Below are 22,131 nucleotides of genomic sequence, written 5' to 3'. Positions count from 1 at the left end.
ATCCGGGGATCGGTGTCGTCAGAGGATGTCCGGGTCGTCGAGACGGACCCGCAGCTTCGGGGCCGGCCGGAAGCGGCCGGGCGTGGTGGGCGGCCGTCGGCGGCGCGTCGCGTTGCGGATGACAGCGGAGCGCAGGCGGGCGGCCACCTCCGCACCGCGAGCGTAGTCGAAGCGCACGATGGCCCGGACGGAGCCGTCCTCGAGCCCGACCGGGCCGAGCACCTCCTGCCGGTCGCTCTCGTCGAGCGTTCCGAGCGCCTCCTCCACCGCGTGCGCGTCTCCGCTCACCGTCGCGAGCCGCACGGCCGGAGGGAAGCGCAGCGCCCGCCGCTCGACCAGCTCGGAGCGGAGGTACTCGGCCTGCCGCCAGGTGGCGAGCGCGGTGGCGAGCCGCCCACCCACCCCCACGAGCAGTACGGGCGCACCGGGGCGTGCGAGCGCGGCCGTGTTCGACCAGGTGCGGAGGGCGTCGTCGGCGACCCGCAGGCTCTCCCGCGCCAGCATCCGCTCGCCGTCGAGCAGGAGGATCGCGTGGTACCCGCCGTCGACCCGGGGCTCGGCACCGCGCGTGGCGACCACGAGTGCGGGCTCGTCGGGCAGGCTCAGCACCGGACGCTGCCCGTCCGCCACGATCACCTTCACACCGGGGAACGCGCGGCCCAGCTCCTCGGCGGTGCGGCCCGCGCCGAGCGTCACCAGGCGCAGGCCCGTGGCCTCGCACACCGAGCAGGTCCAGTCGGCCGCGATCAGGCCGCACCAGCCGCAGCTCGGCCGCGCTCCGGAGGCGTGAACCGCGAGCGGGCCCTGGCAGCGGTTGCAGCGGGCGACGGTCCGGCAGCGGGCGCAGGCGACGACCGGGGCGTAGCCCGGGCGGGCGACCTGCACGAGCACCGTGCCGGAGTCCAGGCCCTTCCGCGCCTCCCTCCAGGCAGACGACGGGATGCGCGCGCCGGCGTCGTGCTCGTCGGCCGCCCACTGCTGCGCGGTCGGCACCACGTGCGGCCGCCGAGCCGGACGCGGCTCGACCTCGGCGGCGAAGCCGATCTCGACCAGCCGTTCGACCTCCACGGTGCGGGCGTTTCCGAGGAGCACGAGGCCGGCACCGCTCTGCTCCTGCCGGACGAGGGCGACGTCGCGGGCGTGCGCGTAGGGCGCCAGCGGTTCGGCGAAGAGCGGGTCGCCGTCGTCCCAGAGTGCGATCAGGCCGAGGGAGGACGAGGGCGCGTAGAGCACCGAGCGATTGCCGACGACGATCCGGGGCCCCGGGTCGAGGCATCGGACGAAGGCCGCGTAGCGCTCGGCGCCCTTCTGCCGTGCGTCGAGGCGGACGACCGCCTCGGGCGGGACGAGCGCGGCGAGGGCGAGCTCGAGCTGCTCCTGGTCGCGGTAGTCGGGCACGGCGAGGATCGTGTCGCGCCCGGCGGCCAGGGCATCCCTGGCCAGCTCGGCGAGAGTGACCGCCCAGCCGCCCACCCAGGCACCGGAGGCGAGCCTCGCCGGCGCCGGGACTGCCCCGACCGCCAGCCGACCGCCCTCCGCGAGCCCGGCGAAGGCGTCCGCCGCGTATCCCGATACTCCTCCCGGTTCGACGGGGGGTGACGCGGGAGCTGGGCCGGCGGCGAGACGCGCCTTCTCGACGCGCACGTGCCGGCGCGGCACGGCCAGGCGGAGCACATCGCTCGCCCCTCCGGACGCGCGGTCGGCGACCCTCCGGGCGAGCGCCCACACCTCGGGAGTCAGGACGACCAGCGGCGAGACCAGCTCCTCGATGTCGCTCAGCGCACCGACGTGCTCGGAGTCCTCCCCCGTCTCGACGACGAAGGCGTCGGCGATCCGCCCGCCGGTGCGCAGCGGCACCCGCACGCGCACGCCGGGCCGCACCTCGTCGCGCAGCGCGTCGGGGACCGCGTAGTCGAGGAGTCGGTCGAGCTGCGGGAGCGGCGAGTCCAGAAGCACACGCGCGACGCCTCCGCTCGTCGCCATCGCCGCGCGGCCCGCTAGGACAGGCCTGCGGCGGAGCGCAGGTCGTCGACGCGGTCGAGCCGCTCCCAGGTGAAGTCCGGGAGCTCGCGGCCGAAGTGGCCGTACGCCGCGGTCTGGGCGTAGATCGGGCGCAGCAGGTCGAGCGCGTGGATGATCGCGGCCGGGCGCAGGTCGAAGACGGAGCGGATGGCTTCGGTGATGGTCTCGTCGCTGACGGCGCCGGTGCCGAAGGTCTCGACGTAGAGACCGACCGGAGCCGCCTTGCCGATCGCGTAGGCGACCTGCACCTCCATCCGCGACGCGAGGCCCGCGGCCACCGCGTTCTTGGCGACCCAGCGCATCGCGTAGGCCGCCGAGCGGTCCACTTTCGACGGGTCCTTGCCCGAGAAGGCACCGCCGCCGTGGCGGGAGGCGCCCCCATAGGTGTCGACGATGATCTTGCGGCCGGTCAGTCCGGCGTCACCCTGCGGACCCCCGATCTCGAAGCGCCCGGTCGGGTTGATCAGAAGGCGCACGGCGGAGGAGTCGAGTTCGACCGTCTCGAGCACCGGGCGGATGACATGGGCCTCGATGTCCGCGTGGATGGTCGCGGTGCTGACGTGCTCGGCGTGCTGGGTCGACAGCACGACGGTATCGATGCTCGAGGGGGTCGTGCCGTCGTAGCCGATGGTGACCTGGGTCTTGCCGTCGGGGCGGAGGTAGTCGAGCTCACCCGACTTGCGGACCGCGGCGAGGCGCTCGGCCAGGCGGTGCGACAGCCAGCTGGGCAGCGGCATGTACTCGGCGGTCTCATCGGTCGCGAAGCCGAACATCAGGCCCTGGTCCCCCGCGCCCTGACGGTCGAAGACGTCCTCGCCCGCCTCGTCCGATCGCACCTCGAGCGCGGTGTCGACACCGGCCGCGATCTCGGGCGACTGTTGGCCGATCGACACCGACACGCCGCAGGAGCGGCCGTCGAAGCCCTTCGCCGAGGAGTCGTAGCCGATCTCGACGATCGTGTCTCTGACGATCGTGGGGATTTCGACGTAGCCGCTGGTCGAGACCTCGCCTGCGACGTGCACGAGCCCGGTGGTGACGAGGGTCTCGACCGCGACGCGACTGTGCGGGTCCTCGCGGAGCAGGGCGTCGAGGATGCGGTCCGAGATCTGGTCGCAGATCTTGTCCGGATGTCCTTCCGTGACGGACTCGGACGTGAACAGGCGGAGGGGACCGGAGGTCATGCTTCTCTTCTCATCCCGGAGTCGTGCGGACCGGGTCGTTCGTACCGGGGGCGGCGGGGCGCGGCAGCCCCCAGGCGCCGGGGCCGGGCGGCCCGACGGCTAGCGCGCGACCACGTCGAGGACGCGATCGGCGACCGACGCCTTGCTGCCGGAAGCCTCGCTCACTATAACGCCGGCCCGATCCAGGACCACGACGGCGTTGCTCCCGCTCTGGAAACCTTCGGCCCAACCGACCCTGTTGAGGACGAGCAGGTCGCAGCCTTTGCGCGCGATCTTGGCGCGGCCGAGGGCCAGCATCGCCTCGCGGTCCGGCTCCGTCTCGGCGGCGAAGCCCACCACGAGCTGCCCCTCGTGCCTGCCCGCGGAGATCTCGGCGAGGATGTCGGGGTTCTTCACGAGCTCGAGCACCAGGCGCTCGCCCTGCTGCTCCTTCTTGATCTTCGCCTCGGCGACCTCGATCGGCCGGTAGTCGGCGACGGCCGCGGCCATGATCACGATGTCGACTCCGGGAGCGGCGGCGAGGGCCGCCTCCCGCAGCTCAAGCGCGGTGCCGACGTGGTGCACCGTCACTCCGGCGGGGGCTTCGACGTCGAGGTGGGCGGCGAGGAGGGTGACCCGTGCACCGCGCGCGGCGGCGGCCAGCGCGAGTGCGACGCCCTGGCGTCCGCTGGAGCGGTTGCCGACGAAGCGCACCGGATCCAGCGGCTCCCGGGTGCCGCCCGCGGTCACGAGTACCGTCAGGCCCTCGAGATCGCGACGGGCGCCGGCTGCCCGGGCCTGCACGGCGAGGGCCTCTGCCACGATCGTCTCCGGCTCCTCCATCCGCCCCGCCCCGGAGTCGGCGCCGGTGAGGCGCCCGACGGCCGGGCCGACGACGTGCACGCCGCGCGAGCGGAGGGTGGCCACGTTCGCGACGGTGGCGGCGTTCGCCCACATCTCCGTGTGCATCGCGGGAGCGACGACCAGGGGAGCCGTGCTCGCGAGCACGGTGGTGCCGAGCAGATCGTCGGCGAGACCGGCCGCGAGCTTGGCCAGCGTGTGCGCGGTCGCCGGCGCGATCACGATGAGGTCGGCGGACTGGCCGATCGCCACGTGCCGCACCTCGGCGACGCCCTCGTAGAGCTCGGTGTGCACCGGATTCCGCGAGATCGCCTCGAGGGTCGGCCGACCGACGAAGCGCAACGCCGCCTCCGTCGCGATGACGTGCACGTCGTGGTCGGCGAGGACGAGCGCGCGGACCACTCCGACCGCCTTGTAGGCGGCGATGCCGCCGGTGATGCCGACGACGACGGTGAGTCGACGAGCGGACTTGCGCGAGGAGCGCACCCGGACCGGGTTACTCGGCGAGGGGCTGGGCGACGAGCTTGTCCTCGTTGATCTCGTGCAGCGCGACCGAGAGGGGCTTGTCGTCGATGGTCGAGTCGACCAGCGGGCCGACGTTGTCGAACAGGCTGCCCTCGTGGAGGTCGGCGTAGTAGTCGTTGATCTGGCGGGCGCGCTTGGAGGCGAAAATCACGAGCGCGTACTTCGAGTCCACCTTCGAGAGCAGCTCGTCAATGGGGGGGTCGATGATGCCGAGGTTGTTGGCCATGGGGAGTCTCCTTGCGGGGCGCATCAGCGCCGATCTGCGGCTCCGGAGCGGCACGACGCGCGGGCACCGCAGGGGGTGGCCCTGTCGGCGTCCGGGGCGTCGGCCCGGAGGTGGTCGGTGGCCCGGTCTCAGCGACCCGGGTCAGCGGGCGCGCCGTCGGCACGAGGCGACATCAATTCTACGACCTCGCGGGCCGCTTCGGGCACGGTGCTGTTCACGACGGCGAAATCGAACTCGTCCTGCGCGGCCAGCTCGACCTTCGCGGTGGCCAGCCTGCGCTCCTGCTCCTCGGGGCTCTCGGTGCCACGGCCGACCAGGCGGCGCACGAGCTCGTCCCAGCTGGGCGGCAGGAGGAAGACGAGGCGGGCGTCCGGCATCCGCTCGCGCACCTGGCGGGCGCCCTGGATGTCGATCTCGAGCATCACCTGGCGCCCCTGCTCGAGCGCGACGTCGATCGGGCCCCGCGGCGTGCCGTAGCGGTACGCGTTGTGCACGACCGCGTACTCGAGGAACTCCCCCGCCTCGACCATGCGGTCGAACTCGGCGTCGTCCACGAAGTAGTAGCTCACCCCGTCGACCTCGCCGGGGCGCGGGGCCCGGGTGGTCGCCGAGACCGAGAGCAGCACGTCGGGGTAGTTCTCGCGGATGTAGGTCGAGACGGTGCCCTTGCCGACCGCGGTCGGCCCGGCGAGCACGAGCAGGCGGTTCCGGCCGGAGCGGCGCTGGCGCGACTCGCGCTCCTCCAGGAACGAGCGCAACCCCTCGACCTGTCGGCGGCCGAGACCGCCGAGCCGCTTCGACTCGGCGATGTGCAGCTGGTCCATCACCCGCGGGGTCTTGACCACGCCGAGTGCGGGCACGGCGCGCAGCAGATCGCTGACGCGCATCCGCCCCTCGACGCCCAGCGGCTCGGCCTGCGCGGCGGCGAGTACCGCCGTGGCCGGGCGACGGCCGGAGGCGACCGCCTTCTTCACGACGGCGCGGGCGCGGCGGGCGGCGATGGCCGCCTCCGAGGCGGCCCGGCGATCGACCTCCGGAGGCGTGGACCGGCGCACGGCGGGGACGACCTCGGGGCGTGACTCGGACGCCGCATCGGATCCGGGATCGGGGCTGACGGTTTCAGCGGACAAGGGACTCCTGGATCTCGGTGGCGCGGCGGTCGATCTCGGCGGCGATCCGGGAGGGGCCGGCGCCGAGCACACTGCGCGATTCGCTGACGATGGTGGCGGAGCTGAGGGCACCGAACAGCCGCGGTGCATCCGCGGCGGAGGCGCCCTGGTGGCCGAAGCCGGGCGCGAGCACCGGGAGCGCGGGGCGGCGCTCCTCGTCGGTACCGATGCCGTAGTCGCCCAGGGCGACGGTGGCGCCGAGCACCACGCCGACCGAGCCGATCGGCGAGTGTGCGTGTTCGTGGTTCCAGGATGCCACGTCCGTCAGGACTGCGCGTGCCACGCTCGATCCCGAGCGCCGGCCGTCCTGCACCACGGCGCGCTGCACCGCGCGCGCCTCCGGGTTGGAGGTGGCCGCGAGGACGAACACGCCCTTACCCGCCTCCTCCGCCAGCGTGAGCATGCCCTCGAGCGAGCCGAGGCCCTGGTAGGCCGCGGCCGTCATCGCATCGGCCTCGAGCGGCGAGCCCGGTCGGAGCCACGCTTCGGCGTAGGCGGTGACGCTCGTGCCGATGTCACCGCGCTTGGCATCGGCGATCACCAGCAGCCCGGCCGCGCGGGCGTCGCCGAGCACACGCTCGAGCGCGGCGTAGCCGGCGGAGCCGTGCCGCTCGAAGAAGGCGACCTGCGGCTTCACGATGCCCGCCCGCCCCGCAGCCGCCTCGACGACCGTCCGGCCGAAGCTCTCGAGCCCGGCGGCGTCGTCCGCGAGGCCCCAGGCCTCGAGCAGGAAGGCGTGCGGGTCGATCCCGACGCAGAGCTGACCGTGCGCGGCGAACGCCGCCTCGAGGCGTGAGCCGAAGGAGGAGGCGGCGCCCGCCGCGCCGTCGGTCACGCCGTCCGCTCCGCGCGGCGAAGCGCGTAGTCCTGCAGGCTCGTCACCTCGAAGGGCTCGTTGGCGGCGTCGAGCGAGGCGACGGCTGCCGCGAGCTGGGCGATCGTGGTGAACAGCGGCTTGTCGGCGGCGACCGCGGCGGCACGGATCTCGTAGCCGTCGGCCCGGGTGGCGCCTCCGCTCGGCGTGTTGATGACGACGTCGACCTCGTCGCGGCCGACCAGCTCGACGATCGAGGGCGCGTCGCCCTCGGCGGTCTCGCTGTACTTGCGCACGACTCGGGCCTGGATGCCGTTGCGGTTGAGCACCTCGGCCGTGCCCTCGGTCGCCAGGATGTCGAAGCCGAGCTGACTCAGGCGCAGCGCCGGCAGCACGATCGCCCGCTTGTCGCGGTCGGCGACCGAGATGAACACCGTGCCGCTCGCGGGCATTCCGCCGTAGGCGGCCTCCTGGCTCTTGGCGAAGGCGCGGGGGAAGTCGCGGTCGATCCCCATCACCTCACCCGTGGAGCGCATCTCGGGGCCGAGCAGGGAGTCGACGATCTGACCCTCCGAGGTGCGGAAGCGCTTGAACGGGAGCACCGCCTCCTTCACCGCGATCGGCGAGTCCATCGGCACATCGGAGCCGTCGCGCTCCGGCAGCAGGCCCTCGGCCTTCAACTCCGCGATGCTCTCGCCCACCATGAGCCGCGAGGCGGCCTTCGCGAGGGGGATGCCGAGCGCCTTCGAGACGAAGGGCACCGTGCGGGAGGCGCGCGGGTTCGCCTCCAGCACGTAGAGCACGCCCTGGCCTATGGCGAACTGCACGTTGAGCAGCCCCCGGACGCCGATGCCGCGCGCGATGGCGAGGGTCGCCTCGCGCACCTGATCGATCTGGCGACGGCCGAGCGTCACCGGCGGCAGGGTGCACGCCGAGTCGCCGGAGTGGATGCCGGCCTCCTCGATGTGCTCCATCACTCCGCCGATGTAGAGCTGCTCGCCGTCGTAGAGAGCGTCGACGTCGATCTCGATCGCGTCGTCGAGGAATCGGTCGACCAGGAGCGGGTGCGCGGCGTCGATGATCCCCTCGCCGGCCATCCGCTCGAAGTAGTCCTCGAGCTGCTCGGTGCCGTAAACGATCTCCATACCGCGTCCGCCGAGCACGAAGGAGGGGCGGACCAGCACGGGATAGCCGATCTCGACCGCCACCGTGCGGGCGCCGTCGAGGTCGGTCGCCGTGCCGTTGCGCGGCGCAACCAGACCCGCCTCGTCGAGGATGCGCGAGAACGCACCGCGCTCCTCCGCGAGGTCGATGTCGGCCGGCGTGGTGCCGAGGATCGGCACGCCGGCCGCCTCCAGGCCGGCCGCGAGGCCGAGCGCCGTCTGACCACCCAGCTGCACGACGACTCCGACCAGCTCGCCCGACTGCGACTCCGCGTGGATGACCTCGAGCACGTCCTCGAGCGTGAGCGGCTCGAAGTAGAGGCGGTCGGAGGTGTCGTAGTCGGTCGAGACCGTCTCGGGGTTGCAGTTGATCATGATCGTCTCGAAGCCCGCGTCCGAGAGCGCGAACGAGGCGTGCACGCACGAGTAGTCGAACTCCACCCCCTGGCCGATGCGGTTCGGGCCGGAGCCGAGGATGACGACCTTGCGGCGGTCGGCGGCGACGACCTCCGTCTCCTCGTCGTAGGAGGAGTAGTGGTAGGGCGTGAGGGCCGGGAACTCCCCCGCGCAGCTGTCGACAGTCTTGTAGACCGGGCGGACGTCGAGCGAGTGGCGGGTGCGGCGCACCTCCGCCTCGTCGAGACCGCGCAGCTCGGCGATCTGAGCATCCGAGAAGCCGTGGTCCTTGGCCAGGCGGAGCAGCCCGGCGTCGAGGCCGTCGTGCTCGCGCACCAGGTCAGCGATCTCGTTGATCAGCACGATCTGGTCGAGGAACCACGGGTCGATCTTCGTCGCATCGAACGCCTGCTCGACGCTCGCGCCTCGGCGCAGCGCCTGCTGCACGGTGACGATACGGCCGTCGGTCGGTGTCTTCGCGATCTCGAGCAGCTCCTCGACGGAGCGCTCCTGAGCGCCCCAGTGGAACGAGGACCCGCGCTTCTCGAGCGAGCGGAGCGCCTTCTGCAGCGCCTGCGCGTAGTTCCGACCGATCGCCATCGCCTCGCCGACCGACTTCATGGTGGTGGTCAGCGTCTTGTCGGCGGCGGGGAACTTCTCGAAGGCGAACCGCGGCACCTTGACGACCACGTAGTCCAGCGTCGGCTCGAAGCTCGCCGGGGTCACCTTGGTGATGTCATTCGGGATCTCGTCGAGGCGGTACCCGATGGCGAGCTTCGCGGCGATCTTGGCGATCGGGAAGCCGGTCGCCTTCGAGGCCAGGGCCGAGGAGCGGGAGACGCGCGGGTTCATCTCGATCACGATGATCCGCCCGTCGGCGGGGTCGATCGCGAACTGGATGTTGCAGCCGCCGGTGTCCACGCCCACGTCGCGGATGATCCGGATGCCGATGTCGCGCAGCTTCTGGTACTCGCGGTCGGTGAGGGTCAGCGCCGGGGCGACGGTGATCGAGTCCCCGGTGTGCACGCCGACCGGGTCGACGTTCTCGATTGCGCAGACGACGACCGTGTTGTCGGCCGTGTCGCGCATCAGCTCGAGCTCGTACTCCTTCCAGCCGAGGATCGACTCCTCGAGCAGGACCTCGGTGGTCGGGCTCTGGTGCAGGCCGTCGCCGACCATGCGCACCAGCTCCTCGCGGGTGTAGGCGAAGCCGGAGCCGAGGCCGCCCATAGTGAAGGACGGACGGATGACGAGCGGATAGCCGAGGTCCTCCGCGTACTCGATCGCCTCCTCCACGGTGTGCGCGATGTACGACTTGGCGACATCGGCGCCCGCGTCGAGCACCAACTGCTTGAAGATCTGGCGGTCCTCGCCGCGATTGATCGCCTCGAAGCTCGCACCGATCAGCTCGACGTCGTACTTCTCGAGGATCCCCAGGTCGTGCAGCTGGATCGCCGCGTTCAGCGCCGTCTGGCCGCCGAGGGTCGGCAGGATCGCATCCGGCTTCTCCTTGGCGATGATCGCCTCGATCGCCTTGGGGGTGATCGGCTCGACGTAGGTGGCGTCGGCGAAGTCGGGGTCGGTCATGATCGTCGCCGGGTTCGAGTTGACGAGGATCACGCGCACCCCTTCGGCCCGCAGCACGCGGCAGGCCTGGGTGCCGGAGTAGTCGAACTCGACGGCCTGCCCGATGACGATCGGGCCGGAGCCGATGACCAGGACGCTGTTGATGTCTTCCCTGCGCGGCATTAGTTCTGCTCTCCGGTCGTGCTGGTCGAAGGATCGGTGGGCTCTGCGCCGCCCTGCGCGGCCGTGCGCTGCACGACCATCGCCCGGAAGCGGTCGAAGAGGTAGTTGGAGTCGTGCGGGCCGGCAGCCGCCTCCGGGTGGTACTGCACCGAGAAGGCGGGGATGTCGAGGCAGCGCAGCCCCTCCACGACGGAGTCGTTGAGGCTGTAGTGGCTGACCTCGACCCGGCCGAAGCCCTGCGGGGACTCGAGTTCGCCCTCGATGGGAGCGTCGACCGCGAATCCGTGGTTCTGCGCCGTGATCTCGACCCGGCCGGTGAGCTTGTCGAGCACCGGCTGGTTGATCCCGCGGTGGCCGAACGGCAGCTTGTAGGTGCCGAATCCGAGCGCGCGGCCGAGCAGCTGGTTGCCGAAGCAGATGCCGAAGAACGGCAGATCGGCGCGCAGCGTCGTGCGCAGCAGATCGACATGACGGTCGGAGGCCTCGGGGTCTCCGGGGCCGTTCGAGAAGAACAGCGCGGAGGGATCCAGCTCGAGAACCTGCTCCGCCGTCACCGACTCGGGGAGGACGTGCACGTCGAAGCCCCGCTCCGAGAGGTAGTGCACCGTCGAGGTCTTCACGCCGAGATCGATCACGGCGACCGAGCCGACCCGCTCGCCGCGGGCCGGAACCGTGTACTGCTCGTCGGTCGAGACCGCCGACGAGAGGTTCAGCCCCTGCATCGACGAACCGCCGAGGACCAGCGCGAGCTGCTCCTCCTCGGGGAGGGCGAGAGCGTCGCCGGAGAACACGCCGGCTCGCATCGAGCCGGCCGAGCGGATGTGGCGGGTGATCGCCCGGGTGTCGACGCCCGAGATCCCCACGATGCCGTCGGCCTCGAGGTCGTCGTCGAGCGAGCGCTGTGCACGGAAGTTCGAGACGACGCGCGAAGGGTCCCGCACGACGTACCCGGCGACCCAGATGCGGCGCGACTCCCTGTCCTCGTCGTTGGTGCCGGTGTTGCCGATGTGCGGCGCGGTCTGCACGACGATCTGACCGGCGTAGCTCGGGTCGGTCAGCGTCTCCTGGTAGCCGGTCATACCGGTCGCGAAGACGATCTCGCCGAGCGTGCGGCCACGGGCGCCGTAGGCCTGACCCCTGAATCGTCGTCCGTCCTCGAGGACGAGGACGGCGGTGGGTTCGGTGCTGAGGCGTGTCGTTGGCACGGACTAGGAGCCCTTCTGGGTCGTGGCGGGGCCGCCGTCGGCGGCTCCAGGATGGGAGGGGGAGGAATCGGGGCCGGCGAGGCGCTGCAGCTCGGCGACCAGGTGCGAGCGGAGGGCCGGCTCGGCCACACGGAGGTAGCTGTCGACGCTGTCGCCGCCGCGGGGCGACCACGAGATCACGAGCAGGCCCCCCTCCTCGACCGCACGGTCGATCACGTAGCTGCCCTGCCCCGCGCCGCGCAGCAGTTCGGCGGGGATCACGGTCTCTCGCTCGCCGACCGGGGCGATCACGACTCCGCGCTCATGGAGGCGGAGGGCCGCCCGGCCGCGGAAGCCGAGGCCCGGCAGCACGACCCGCTCGAGCGGCTGCTCGAAGCGCGTGGTCGCCACGTACGGCAGATCGAGGGTTTCGCGCACGGCGCCGAGGGAGGCGGCGGGAACCGGCTCCGGCACGAGATCCGCCGACCGGCGGCGACGGGCGCGCCACGAGAGCAGCATCCCGACGAACACGAGGACGACGACCGCGGCGATGACGATCGTGATCGCGGCCCTATCCACGGGAGGCCTTCGCGGAGGCGGCCACGACCGCACTGTCGACGAGCGCGCCGTCGAGTACGGTCGGGAAGCCCCGGTGCAGCGTCGCGACGACGCGGCCCGGCAGCTCGCGGCCGAGGTACGGCGAGTTGCCGCTGCGGCCGCGCAGATCGCCGCTCGAGAAGCGGTGGCGCGCCTCCGGGTCGTACAGCAGTACGTTCGCGGCGGCACCGACCGCCAGCCCGCGGTCGTAGCCGTCGAGCCGGCCGATGCGCGCAGGAGCGGAGGAGAGCACCCGCGCGACGTCCGTCCAGCTCATCCGGCCGTCCTCGACGACGGCGGCGTGGACCACGCTCAACGCGCTCTCGAGGCCGACCATGCCGAACGCGGCCGCGTCCCACTCGCACTCCTTCGCCTCGACGGGGTGCGGGGCGTGGTCGGTCGCGACGATGTCGATGGTGCCATCGGCGAGGGCCTCGCGGAGCGCGAGCACGTCCTCGTCGCGGCGCAGCGGCGGGTTCACCTTGAAGCGGGCGTCGTAGCTCGGTCCGCCCTGGCCCGCGACCGCCTGCTCCGTGAGCAGCAGGTGGTGCGGAGTCACCTCGGCGGTCACGTCGATCCCGCGCGCCTTCGCCCAGCGGATCACGTCGACCGAGCCCGCGGTCGACACGTGGCAGATGTGCAGGCGTGAGCCGACGTGCTCGGCGAGGAGCACATCGCGCGCGATGATCGCCTCCTCCGCCACGGCGGGCCAGCCCTGCAGACCGAGGGCGCTCGAGACGGCGCCCTCGTTCATCTGCGCGCCGACCGTGAGGCGCGGCTCCTGCGCGTGCTGGGCGACGACTCCGTCGAACGCCTTCACGTACTCGAGCGCGCGGCGCATGAGGAGCGCGTCCGAGACGCACGTCCCGTCGTCCGAGAAGACGCGCACGGCCGCGCGGCTGCGGGCCATCGCGCCGAGCTCGGCGAGCGACTCCCCTGCCAGGCCGACCGTGACCGCGCCGATCGGGCGGACCGTCGCGTAGCCCGCGTCCTCGCCCAGGCTCTGCACCTGCTCGACGACGCCCGCGGTGTCCTGCACCGGCGAGGTGTTGGCCATCGCGAAGACCGCTGTGAAGCCTCCGGCGGCCGCGGCGCGGGTGCCCGTCAGGATCGTCTCGCTCTGCTCGAAGCCTGGCTCGCGGAGGTGGGTGTGCAGGTCGACCAGGCCGGGCAGCGCCAGCAGGCCGTCGGCGTCGATCACGCGCGCCCCGCTCGAATCGAAGCCGGCGCCGATCTCGACGATCACGCCCCCGTCGATCAGCAGGTCGGCGGTCGACTCGTCGGCGAGCGTCGCTCCCGAGATCAGGATCCGCTCCGTCGGCGCAGTGCTCATCAGTGGACCTCCCGTTCGCCGGACAGCAGCAGATAGAGCGCGGCCATCCGGACGGACACGCCGTTCGTGACCTGCTCGAGCACCGTGGAGCGGCTCGAATCGGCGGCCGCCGAGGAGATCTCGACGCCCCTGTTCATGGGTCCCGGGTGCATCACGATGGTATCCGGCCCGAGGCGCGCCAGCCGCTCGTCGTCGAGTCCCCAGATCCGCGCGTACTCGCGCCCGTTCGGGAAGAAGCCGCTCGACATCCGCTCGAGCTGGATGCGCAGCAGCATCACCACGTCCGGCAGCCCCGTGTCGATCGCCTCGTCGAGGTCGAAGCGGACGGTCGCCGGCCAGTCGCGGGTGTCGACCGGCACGAGGGTCGGCGGCGCGACCAACGTCACCTCGGCGCCGAGAGCCGTCAGCAACCAGACGTTGGAGCGCGCCACCCGCGAGTGCAGGATGTCGCCGACGATCGTGACGGCGACGCCGTCCAGGCCCTTCCCCCGGGAGGCGGCGGGGCCGTGGAGGCGGCGGCGGATCGTGAAGGCGTCGAGCAGCGCCTGCGTCGGGTGCTCGTGCGTGCCGTCGCCGGCGTTCAGGATCGACGCGTCGATCCAGCCGCTCGCGGCCAGCACCGCGGGTGCGCCGGAGGCGCTGTGGCGCACCACGACGCCGTCCGCTCCCATCGCCGCGAGAGTCTGAGCGGTGTCCTTCAGGCTCTCGCCCTTCGAGACGCTGGAGCCTTTCGCGCTGAAGTTGATGACGTCGGCGGACAGGCGCTTCGCCGCCGCCTCGAACGAGATGCGCGTGCGGGTGGAGTCCTCGAAGAACAGGTTGACCACGGTCTTCCCGCGCAGGGTGGGCAGCTTCTTGACCTCGCGGTTCTGCACGTCGGCCATGTCCTCGGCGATGTCGAGGAGGGCGATCGCGTCGGCACGGTCGAGGTCGCGGGTCGAGAGCAGGTGCTTCACGAGGTCGTCCCCTCGTCCGCGGCGTTCGACTCGATCGCGACCAGGTCCTCGCCGTCGGTCTCGACCAGGCGCACGTTGATCCGCTCGCTCAGGCTGCTCGGCAGATTCTTGCCCACGAAGTCAGCGCGGATCGGCAGCTCGCGATGGCCGCGGTCGACCAGCGCGGCCAGCCGCACGGCCCGCGGGCGGCCGATGTCGCTCAGGGCGTCCAGAGCGGCCCGGATGGTGCGTCCCGAGAAGAGCACGTCGTCCACGAGGACGACGGTGCGCCCGTCGATGCTCGCGGGCACGGCAGTGCGTGCGGGAGTACGGACAGGATGCCGAGCGAGGTCGTCGCGGTACATCGTGACGTCGAGCGAACCGGCGAAGACCGGCTCCGCGTCGGGCTCGATCCGGGCGATCGTCTCGGCGATGCGCTGAGCGAGGGCGACACCGCGGGTGGGGATCCCGAGGATGACGAGCGACGCGGGGCCGCGGTTCGACTCGAGGATCTCGTGAGCGATGCGCGTGAGCGCACGCGTGATGTCAGCGCCGTTCAGCACGATTCGTGCCGTCACACCGACCTCCTTCCCCGCCTCACAGGACGGCTGTTAAAGGAAAAGCCGTGACGAGTATAGAGGGCCGCGCGCCTGCTCCGGACGACTCGAGCTCGCCCCGACGCCTCCGGCTCGCAGGGTCCTGCCGCTCCTGCGAGCCAGAGGCGATCCTCCGAGCCTGAGGTCAGGCCGTGGCGCGCGTCTCCGCGACGGAGGCGAGCAGGCCGTTGATGAAGCCGGCGGAGTCGTCGGTCGACAGCGACGTCGCCGCCTCCACCGCCTCCGAGATGGCGACGCCGTCGGGCACCTCGTCGTTGTGCAGAATCTCCCACACGCCGATCCGGAGGATCGCGCGGTCGACGAGGGGCATCCGGGCGAGGGTCCAGCCCTTGGCGAGCTGCGCGATCATCGCGTCGATCTCGTCGGCGTGGTCGATGACCCCGTCGACGATCTCGCGGGCGTAGAGCCACGAGGCCTCACGCGCCGGCTCGTTCACCGCGCGTTCGGCCTCGGCGCGCAGGGATTGCGCGACGGGGATCTGCCGGACGTCGGCGTTGTAGAGGATGTCGAGGGCGCGCTTGCGCGCCTTCGTGCGAGCACTCACGGGCGCCCCGGCTCAGCTGACACGGCCGAGGTAGTCACCCGTGCGGGTGTCGACCTTGACCTTGGTGCCCTGCTCGAGGAAGAGCGGGACCTGGATCTGGTAGCCGGTCTCGACGGTCGCCGGCTTGGTGCCGCCGGTCGAGCGGTCGCCCTGGAGGCCCGGCTCGGTGTAGGTGATCTCGAGCACGACGGACGCGGGGAGGTCGATGTAGAGAGGGTCGCCGTCGTGCAGGGCGAGGGTGACGTTCTGGTTCTCGAGCATGAAGTTGGCCGCATCGCCAACGACCGCCTCGGGGACGGTGATCTGGTCGTAGTCGCTGGTGTCCATGAAGACGAAGTCCGCGCCGTCGCGGTAGAGGTACTGGAAGTCGCGACGGTCGACGTTAGCCGTGTCGATCTTCGCTCCCGCGTTGAACGTCTTGTCGACCACCTTGCCGGTGAGGACGTTCTTCATCTTGGTGCGGACGAACGCGCCGCCCTTGCCCGGCTTGACGTGCTGGAAGTCGATGACGTTCCAGAGCTGCCCGTCGATGCTGAGGACGGTGCCGTTCTTGATGTCGGTGGTAGAGGCCATGCGAAGGGGGATCCGTTTCGGTGGAAGTCTGCGCCGGCGAGCCCGTACGCGGGCGCGGCGATATCGGCCGGTCCGGCTGACCCGTCGAGTGTAGTCGAAGACCCCTCCTGCGCCGAGGGCGTCGCAGCATCGCGGAATCCGACCGGCCCGCCCGGGCGACGGAGACGGGCGCGGCCCTCCCCGCTCAGAGCCCCGACCGTCATCCCGCGCCAGCCCGCGCGTCGAGCGCTCGCCTGGGTACCGTTATCGAGTCTTCCTCGGTTCGCCCCGGCCGACCGGGACTGCCGCGCGATCGGCAGGAGCAGGGCACCGGATCCCGTGCAGCGGGTGGTCGGTCTCGCGTCGGGAAGGGGAGGAGACACTGTGGCGGACCTGGGTGCGATCGAGGACGACGTGCGCTTCAGCCATGCGACCGCCGAGCGGCTGGTCGGAGCGGCCACGGCCGCGGCGGCGGCGATCGACGCGCAGGCCGGCTCGCGCGCCGGCCTGGTGACGACGGCGAGCGCCGAGTTCCGCGGGCTCTTCGCCGAGATCTTCACCGAGAACGCGCGCACCGCGAAGGCCGATGCCGACGAGCTCTCCGCGCGCCTGCGCGAGGTCGCCGACGGAGCACAGCAGCTGGCGCGGGAAGCCCTCGCCGAGCAGAGGCGGCGCCTCCTGGCGCGGGAGTGGAAGCGCGAGCAGGATGCGCGGAACCTGCTCGAGCACCTCCACGACGGCCTCTTCGGCGGAGAGGACCCTCCCGTCGGTCCGCCCGCCCAGGAGCCGAGCGTCAGCGTGTCCCCGCCGCCGAACATCTCCCGGCAGACGCCCCTGCCCGGCGCAGGCGGCTCGGGCTCCGGCACCTCCTCGGCGCGTCCCGACGACCTGCGCTCCTTCGCGAGCACTTCCGCAGCGGCGAACGGCGAGCTGCGCGGGAACCTCGGCACCGTCCGCGGCGCGCTGACCGACTTCACCGACTCCTGCCACTGGGGTGAGCTCTCGGCCGACGGAGTGGTCTCGGGCTTCGAGCAGTGGCTCACGGCGAACGACCAGGACGTCGCGTGGGCCGGGACGATCGCCGACGCCTTCTCCGCGGCCGGAGGCGATGGGGCCGTCACGGCTCTTCCCGATGCCGCCCTGTCCGCCGCGCTCTCCGCGACGGGCGTCACGCTTGTGCGCCGCGATCTCACCATCGCTCCCCCGCAGGCGTTCGGCGCACCGCCGACCACCGGCTACGCCGACGATCCGGTCAACACCTCCACCGGCAACTTCCTCGAGACCGAGGTCGACCTCGGATTCAGCGGAGGAACAGCGTCGCTGCGCTTCGCCCGCACCTACAACTCGCTCGATGAGCGCGTGGGAGCCTTCGGCCGCGGCTGGTCCTCCGAGGCCGAGCAGCAGCTCCGGCTCGAGGACGACGGGGCGGCACTGGTGCTGGCCGAGGGCCGCGAGATCGTCTTCCCCCGCCTGGGCGATGCCTGGGACCGAGCCGACGGCGAGAACCTCTGGCTCGCGCGGGTCGGCGAGGGCCTCGTCGTCTCGGCCAACGACGGGCGCCGCTGGGAGTTCACGGCCGGTGGGCGCTGGTCGTCGACGAGCTGCGGTCCGGGCACCCGGGTGAGCGCCGAGTACGACGAGACCGGCCGACTGAGCGGACTCCGCCACGAGCGCGGTCGGCGCATCGACCTCGTCTGGTCGGGCGAGCGGATCGCCGCCGTACAGGCCTCGGATGGTCGACGCGTGGTCTTCGACTACGAGGGCGAGGCCCTCGTCGCGGCCACCGGGCCGTCCGGGACTCGGCGGTACGGCTGGGACCGGGCGGGGCTGATCGCGACCGTGACCGACGCGGCTGGCGTCGACGAGGTGCGCAACCGCTACGACTCTCGGCGCCGCGTCGTCGCGCAGACCTCGCCGTTCGGGCGCACGACGCGGTTCGCGTACCTCCCCGGCCGGATCACCGTCGCCTCCGATGAGGACGGCGCCCGCTCGAACAGCTGGATCGCCGACAAGCGGGGGCGTCTCGTCGGGGTGCTCGACCCCGAGGGCCGCCGCCAGTCGATGAGCTTCGACGGGCACGGCAACCTCGTCTCCGCGACCGAGCGGGACGGATCCACGACGGTGCACGCCTACGACGAGCGAGGACGCCGGATCCGTTCGGTCACCCCCTCCGGCGCCGACATCACCGTGGGTTGGGACGAGCACGACCGCGTCACCACGGTGGTCGCGGAGTCCGGCGCCGTGACGCGGTACGAGTACGCGGAGGAATCCGACCGGAACCCGAGCCTGATCGTCGACCCGGAGGACGGGCGAACGTTCCTCACCTGGATCGATGGTCTGCTCACCGAGATCGTCGATCCGGTGGGCGTCCGGCTGCGCTTCTCCTACGACGAGCACGGCGACCTCGTCGCCACGACCGACGCCGACGGAGGCAGCGCCCGGCTGGAGCGCGACGAGGCCGGTCGCGTCGTCGCCGCGATCACCCCGTCCGGAGCCGTCACCCGGTTCCGCTACGACGCCGCCGGTCGGCTCGTCTCGACGCGCGACGCCCTCGGCGCCACCTGGCGCTACGAGTACGACGCCGGCGGGCGCAGGGTCGCCGTCGTCGATCCGCTCGGCGAACGGACCACCGTCGAGCACGGCGAGCACGGCGCCCCCGTCGCGACGATCGACCCGCTCGGCCGGTCCGTGACCCGCGTCTTCGACGACCTCGGCCGAGTGAGCGAGACGATCCTGCCGGACGGCTCGTCCTGGCGGTCACGATGCCCTCTCCCGACTGACCGAGACGGTCGACCCCAGCGGAGGCGTCTGGCGTCGCGAGCACAGTGCGACGGGTGCCCTGACGGCCACCATCGATCCCACCGGCGTCAGGCGCGGCCTCCACCACGAGCCGCAGTCCCTCCGGATCGATGACGGCGGCGCGCAGCAGCTGAGCCGCTTCGATTCGCTGGGCAGGCTGATCCGCGTCGAGGAGCAGGACGAGACGGTCGCTCTCGCCTCCTACGATCTCTGCGGCCGCCCGATCGAGCTGGTCGACGGCGAGGGCTCGGTCACGATCCTCCACCGTGACGCTGCTGGACGGGTCGTCGAGCGGGTCTCCCCCACGGGCGCCGTCACCGTCGTCGAGTACGACCGCTGCGGCCGGCCGTCCGCCGTCATCGATCCACTCGGTGCGCGCACCGAGATCGGGTACGACCGCGACTCGCGCCGCGTGCGGACCGTCCTGCCCACCGGCGAGGTCGAGCGCATCGAGTACGACGCCGTCGGCCGTGTCGTGCTGCGCTCGATCCCCGGGCTCGGCACGGCCCGGTTCGCGTACGACGCTCTCGGACGCGTGGTCCGGACGAGCGACCCGCGGACCGGACGGCGGCGCTTCCGCTACGACGCGGCGGGCCAGCTCGTCGAGGCGGTCGACGGGCTCGGCGGCGTCACCCGCTTCGAGTACGACGAGCGCGGTCGCAACACCGTCATCACCGACCCGATGGGCGGAGTCACCCACCGCCGCTTCGACGCCTCCGACCACGCCGTCGAGGTGATCGATCCCCTCGGCCATTCGACGACCGGCGGCTACGACGCCGCGGGCCGCCAGATCTGGCAGCGGGATCGGGACGGATCGCGATGGGAGCGGCGCTACGACGGCAACGGCCGCGAGAAGAGCTTCCTGGTCGACGGCCGCGTCGTCTCGGAGACCCACCGGGACATCCGTGGCCGCGCCCTCCGCGTCACCGACCACACGGCCCCGGGCGGGCCGGTCGAGCACGAGCTGCGCTGGGACCGCTGCGGCCGGCTCGTCGAGCGCCGCCGAGACGGCCGCGGAGTCTCGTGGGAGTACGACGCCGCCGGCTCCCGCGGCGCCGTCGTGCATCCCGACGGGAGCCGTACCGAGTACGAGCGCGACATCCGCGGTCTGGTCACCGCCGTGGCCCGTCCCGGCCTGGGCCGCGCGACGTTCGGCTACGACGGTTCCGGTCGCCTGGTCCGCTCCTCCGCGGGGGGCCTGGCCCAGGAGTGGGTGTTCCGAGACGGCGCGCTCGTCGAGCACCGCCGCAGCGGCGACGGGCGCCGCACCAGAACCGTCCTGGAGCGGGACGAGGACGGACGCCTCACGGGAGTGAGCGGGCCGGACGGTTCGGTCTCGTACCGGTACGACGACGCGCACCAGCTGGTCGCGGCTGTCCCGGACTCGGGCGACGCCCGGGAGTGGAGCTACGACGCGGCCGGGCGCCTCGTGCGGGAGCAGGTGGGCGGGGTCGTCCGCTCCCGGCACTACGACGCGGGCGGCCGACTGATCGCCGCGGAATCGAGCGACGGCACGCGGATCGAGTACGTGCACGACGGGCTCGGTCGCCGTATCCGCGAGGTCTCCTCCGACGGCACCGAGCGCACCTACGCGTGGTCGGCGATGGGCGGGCTGGCGTCGGTCTCCCAGTCGCAGCCGGGGTCCGGACCTCGGACGACCGCGCTGTGGGTGGACGTGCTCGGCGATCTCGCCTCCGTCGATGGCATGGACGTCTGGTGGGACGACGCGAGCGGCGCCCCCGACCTTCTCGCCGTCAGCGATTCCCCCGTCCTGCGCACGCCCGGCGGCGTCACCGGCATCGACGACCGGTGGAGCGACCCCGGCTGGCGCACCGAACGCTCCACCAGCGCCCAAGACCCGTGGAACCCCTCCGCCGCCACCACCGTCGCCGACGGCATCGGCCTCACCCCCAGCGGCGCCCTCACCTTCGCCGGCCTCGAATGGATGGGCCAACGCGCCTACGACCCCACCACCCACGGATTCCTCTCCACCGACCCCCTACCACCCACCTGGGGCGCCGCCTGGTCCGGGAACCCGTACTCCTTCGCCGGCAACGACCCCGTCCACTCCCTCGACCCCACGGGCCTGAGCCCGATCACCGACGCGCAACTACAGGCCTACCGCGACGGGAACAACGGAGCCTTCGCCGCAGCCGGCGACTGGTTCGCGCAGAACGCGGAGTACTTCGCCGGTGCCGGGCTGATCGTCGCCGGCGGTCTCCTGATGTACACGGGAATCGGCGGACCCATCGGCCTGGGCCTGATCGGCGCCGGAGCCGACGTCATCATCCAGAAAGCCACCACCGGCTCCGTCAACTGGACACAAACCGCCCTCACCGCCGTAGCAGGCGGAGTCGGCGGCGGCATCGCCGCCGCGCGCCTCGGCGCCCTCGGCATCAAAGGAGCACAAGCCGCCGTCACCGTCAGCGCCGCATCCGGCGCCTCCAGCGGCGGAGCAGGAAGCGCCTACACCTACGCAACCAGCCCCGGACCCCACACCGCCGGAGACTTCATCGGAGCCACCGCCGGCGGCGCCTTCACCGGAGCAGCACTCGGCGCCACAGGCGGAGCACTCGGCGGTGGACTCTCCCGCGCCTACTCGAGGCTCGGAAGTCGGCTTCCTGCCAGTGCAACCTCACCGGAGACCACCCCATCCTCGTTGCAGGAAGATATCGCGGCTACCTTCACCGGCTCGCGATACACCTCGTCCGAGTTGGCTGAGCCGACCACGCTGTTCCGAGCCGGATCTTTCGAGAAGGGAGCATTTGGGCAGTTCTGGACCGAAACCCCGCCCTATAGTATTATCCAGACCAGAATTGATCGGGCCCTTCCGCCAGTCTGGCCAACGGGGGAAACGGCATATCTAGACACCGGATATGCGGTTCGCTTTCCCGCCGGTACAACGGTATATTCAGGAGAGATAGCCAACCAAGGAGGATTTTACATGGGAGGAACAACACAGCACGTCATTATTGCTCCGTGGCTTATGGATGACGTGGAAATTCTCGGCTATTGGGGGCTCAAGTGAGCATCGATATCATGCGCGAAACACTCCGGTCATTAGAAGAACTCTTCATTAGTGGCAAAGATAACTTCTGGGCCAGCGTGATGCATTCTCTGCTCAATGAATTAGATGCCTCACTCCATCCCGAAGACATCAGCAACCTTTCGCGGAAGATCATTCACATGTATGGCGGAATGGGCACTTTCGGCGATGCGATTATCTACAGCAATGGCAAATATCCTCGAGAACTCAACAATGATCTAAGTCTCCTACGTACACAACTATACAAGATCGCCAATCACCTTGCGTGAAACATGAGATTCGGACTCAAAGAACCAAGCGAGCCGTTCAGAGCAGATCCCGAAGATGTGACTTCACGAAGAAGGATGCTCACGCAAAGCGCGCTTTAAGGTAATGCATTCGGGTGCGTCGGTCATGAATAACTTCGATTGATCCGCTTTGCTTGATAGGTACTTTTCAA

The 22,131-nt window shown here is 71.3% G+C and carries 17 protein-coding genes; 3 read left to right on the top strand and 14 right to left on the bottom strand.

Going from position 1 to position 22,131, the window contains the following annotated elements; translation table 11 throughout:
* Positions 1-18: 18 nt before the first annotated feature.
* The 14 genes from GSU10_RS06920 to efp form a co-directional block, all read right to left on the bottom strand.
* Entirely contained in the window at positions 19-1,983 is a 1,965-nt protein-coding gene (locus GSU10_RS06920) for a primosomal protein N' family DNA-binding protein (RefSeq protein WP_132504377.1), read from the bottom strand.
* 14 nt (positions 1,984-1,997) lie between these two features.
* On the bottom strand, positions 1,998-3,203 hold the full coding sequence (metK, locus tag GSU10_RS06915; protein ID WP_068210228.1) for a methionine adenosyltransferase: 1,206 nt from the start codon (positions 3,201-3,203) through the stop codon (positions 1,998-2,000).
* A gap of 99 nt (positions 3,204-3,302) precedes the next feature.
* Positions 3,303-4,529: a bifunctional phosphopantothenoylcysteine decarboxylase/phosphopantothenate--cysteine ligase CoaBC gene (coaBC, locus tag GSU10_RS06910; protein WP_068210225.1), complete on the bottom strand. Its 1,227-nt coding sequence runs from the start codon at positions 4,527-4,529 to the stop codon at positions 3,303-3,305.
* Positions 4,530-4,539: 10 nt separating this feature from the next.
* On the bottom strand, positions 4,540-4,794 hold the full coding sequence (gene rpoZ / locus GSU10_RS06905) for a DNA-directed RNA polymerase subunit omega (RefSeq protein WP_055791825.1): 255 nt from the start codon (positions 4,792-4,794) through the stop codon (positions 4,540-4,542).
* 128 nt (positions 4,795-4,922) lie between these two features.
* A complete protein-coding gene (gmk, locus tag GSU10_RS06900) occupies positions 4,923-5,849 on the bottom strand; it encodes a guanylate kinase (RefSeq protein ID WP_068210233.1) in 927 nt (308 codons plus the stop codon).
* Between the two features lie 64 nt (positions 5,850-5,913).
* Positions 5,914-6,798, bottom strand: coding sequence for an orotidine-5'-phosphate decarboxylase (gene pyrF / locus GSU10_RS06895; protein ID WP_068210223.1), 885 nt, complete (start codon positions 6,796-6,798; stop codon positions 5,914-5,916).
* Positions 6,795-10,085 carry a carbamoyl-phosphate synthase large subunit gene (gene carB, locus GSU10_RS06890; protein WP_068210221.1) on the bottom strand — a complete coding sequence of 1,097 codons (3,291 nt, stop codon included), beginning with the start codon at positions 10,083-10,085 and terminating at the stop codon, positions 6,795-6,797. Before carB ends, pyrF begins: the two co-directional genes overlap by 4 nt.
* Positions 10,085-11,290, bottom strand: coding sequence for a glutamine-hydrolyzing carbamoyl-phosphate synthase small subunit (gene carA, locus GSU10_RS06885; RefSeq protein WP_132504379.1), 1,206 nt, complete (start codon positions 11,288-11,290; stop codon positions 10,085-10,087). The genes carB and carA overlap by 1 nt, the downstream gene beginning before the upstream one ends.
* A gap of 3 nt (positions 11,291-11,293) precedes the next feature.
* A complete protein-coding gene (locus GSU10_RS06880; protein ID WP_132504381.1) occupies positions 11,294-11,848 on the bottom strand; it encodes a PH-like domain-containing protein in 555 nt (184 codons plus the stop codon).
* Positions 11,841-13,199, bottom strand: a complete 1,359-nt coding sequence (locus tag GSU10_RS06875) for a dihydroorotase (RefSeq protein ID WP_068210217.1) — start codon at positions 13,197-13,199, stop codon at positions 11,841-11,843. The genes GSU10_RS06880 and GSU10_RS06875 overlap by 8 nt, the downstream gene beginning before the upstream one ends.
* Entirely contained in the window at positions 13,199-14,155 is a 957-nt protein-coding gene (locus GSU10_RS06870) for an aspartate carbamoyltransferase catalytic subunit (protein ID WP_068210215.1), read from the bottom strand. The genes GSU10_RS06875 and GSU10_RS06870 overlap by 1 nt, the downstream gene beginning before the upstream one ends.
* The gene (gene pyrR / locus GSU10_RS06865; RefSeq protein WP_068210213.1) at positions 14,152-14,712 is read right to left on the bottom strand and encodes a bifunctional pyr operon transcriptional regulator/uracil phosphoribosyltransferase PyrR; all 561 of its coding nucleotides are present in this window, start codon (positions 14,710-14,712) and stop codon (positions 14,152-14,154) included. Before pyrR ends, GSU10_RS06870 begins: the two co-directional genes overlap by 4 nt.
* A 163-nt stretch (positions 14,713-14,875) precedes the next feature.
* A complete protein-coding gene (nusB, locus tag GSU10_RS06860) occupies positions 14,876-15,295 on the bottom strand; it encodes a transcription antitermination factor NusB (protein WP_068210210.1) in 420 nt (139 codons plus the stop codon).
* 12 nt (positions 15,296-15,307) lie between these two features.
* Complete coding sequence (gene efp / locus GSU10_RS06855; RefSeq protein ID WP_068210208.1) at positions 15,308-15,868, bottom strand: elongation factor P; 561 nt, start codon at positions 15,866-15,868, stop codon at positions 15,308-15,310.
* Between the two features lie 363 nt (positions 15,869-16,231).
* Here efp and GSU10_RS06850 point away from each other — a divergent pair, with 363 nt between their 5' ends.
* The 3 genes from GSU10_RS06850 to GSU10_RS06835 are packed head-to-tail and all read left to right on the top strand — an operon-like array spanning position 16,232 to position 21,961.
* Complete coding sequence (locus GSU10_RS06850) at positions 16,232-18,760, top strand: DUF6531 domain-containing protein (RefSeq protein WP_068210206.1); 2,529 nt, start codon at positions 16,232-16,234, stop codon at positions 18,758-18,760.
* Positions 18,687-21,674, top strand: coding sequence for an RHS repeat-associated core domain-containing protein (locus tag GSU10_RS06840; RefSeq protein ID WP_482822438.1), 2,988 nt, complete (start codon positions 18,687-18,689; stop codon positions 21,672-21,674). The genes GSU10_RS06850 and GSU10_RS06840 overlap by 74 nt, the downstream gene beginning before the upstream one ends.
* On the top strand, positions 21,671-21,961 hold the full coding sequence (locus tag GSU10_RS06835; RefSeq protein WP_132504383.1) for a DUF6966 domain-containing protein: 291 nt from the start codon (positions 21,671-21,673) through the stop codon (positions 21,959-21,961). The genes GSU10_RS06840 and GSU10_RS06835 overlap by 4 nt, the downstream gene beginning before the upstream one ends.
* The last annotated feature ends 170 nt before the right edge of the window (positions 21,962-22,131 follow it).

The sequence above is a fragment of the Rathayibacter tanaceti genome (assembly GCF_009834165.1).
In the GTDB taxonomy this organism is placed as follows: Bacteria; Actinomycetota; Actinomycetes; order Actinomycetales; family Microbacteriaceae; genus Rathayibacter; species Rathayibacter tanaceti.
The sequence above is the reverse complement of the archived record's forward strand: the minus strand, read 5'-3'. Positions and strand labels throughout refer to the sequence as shown.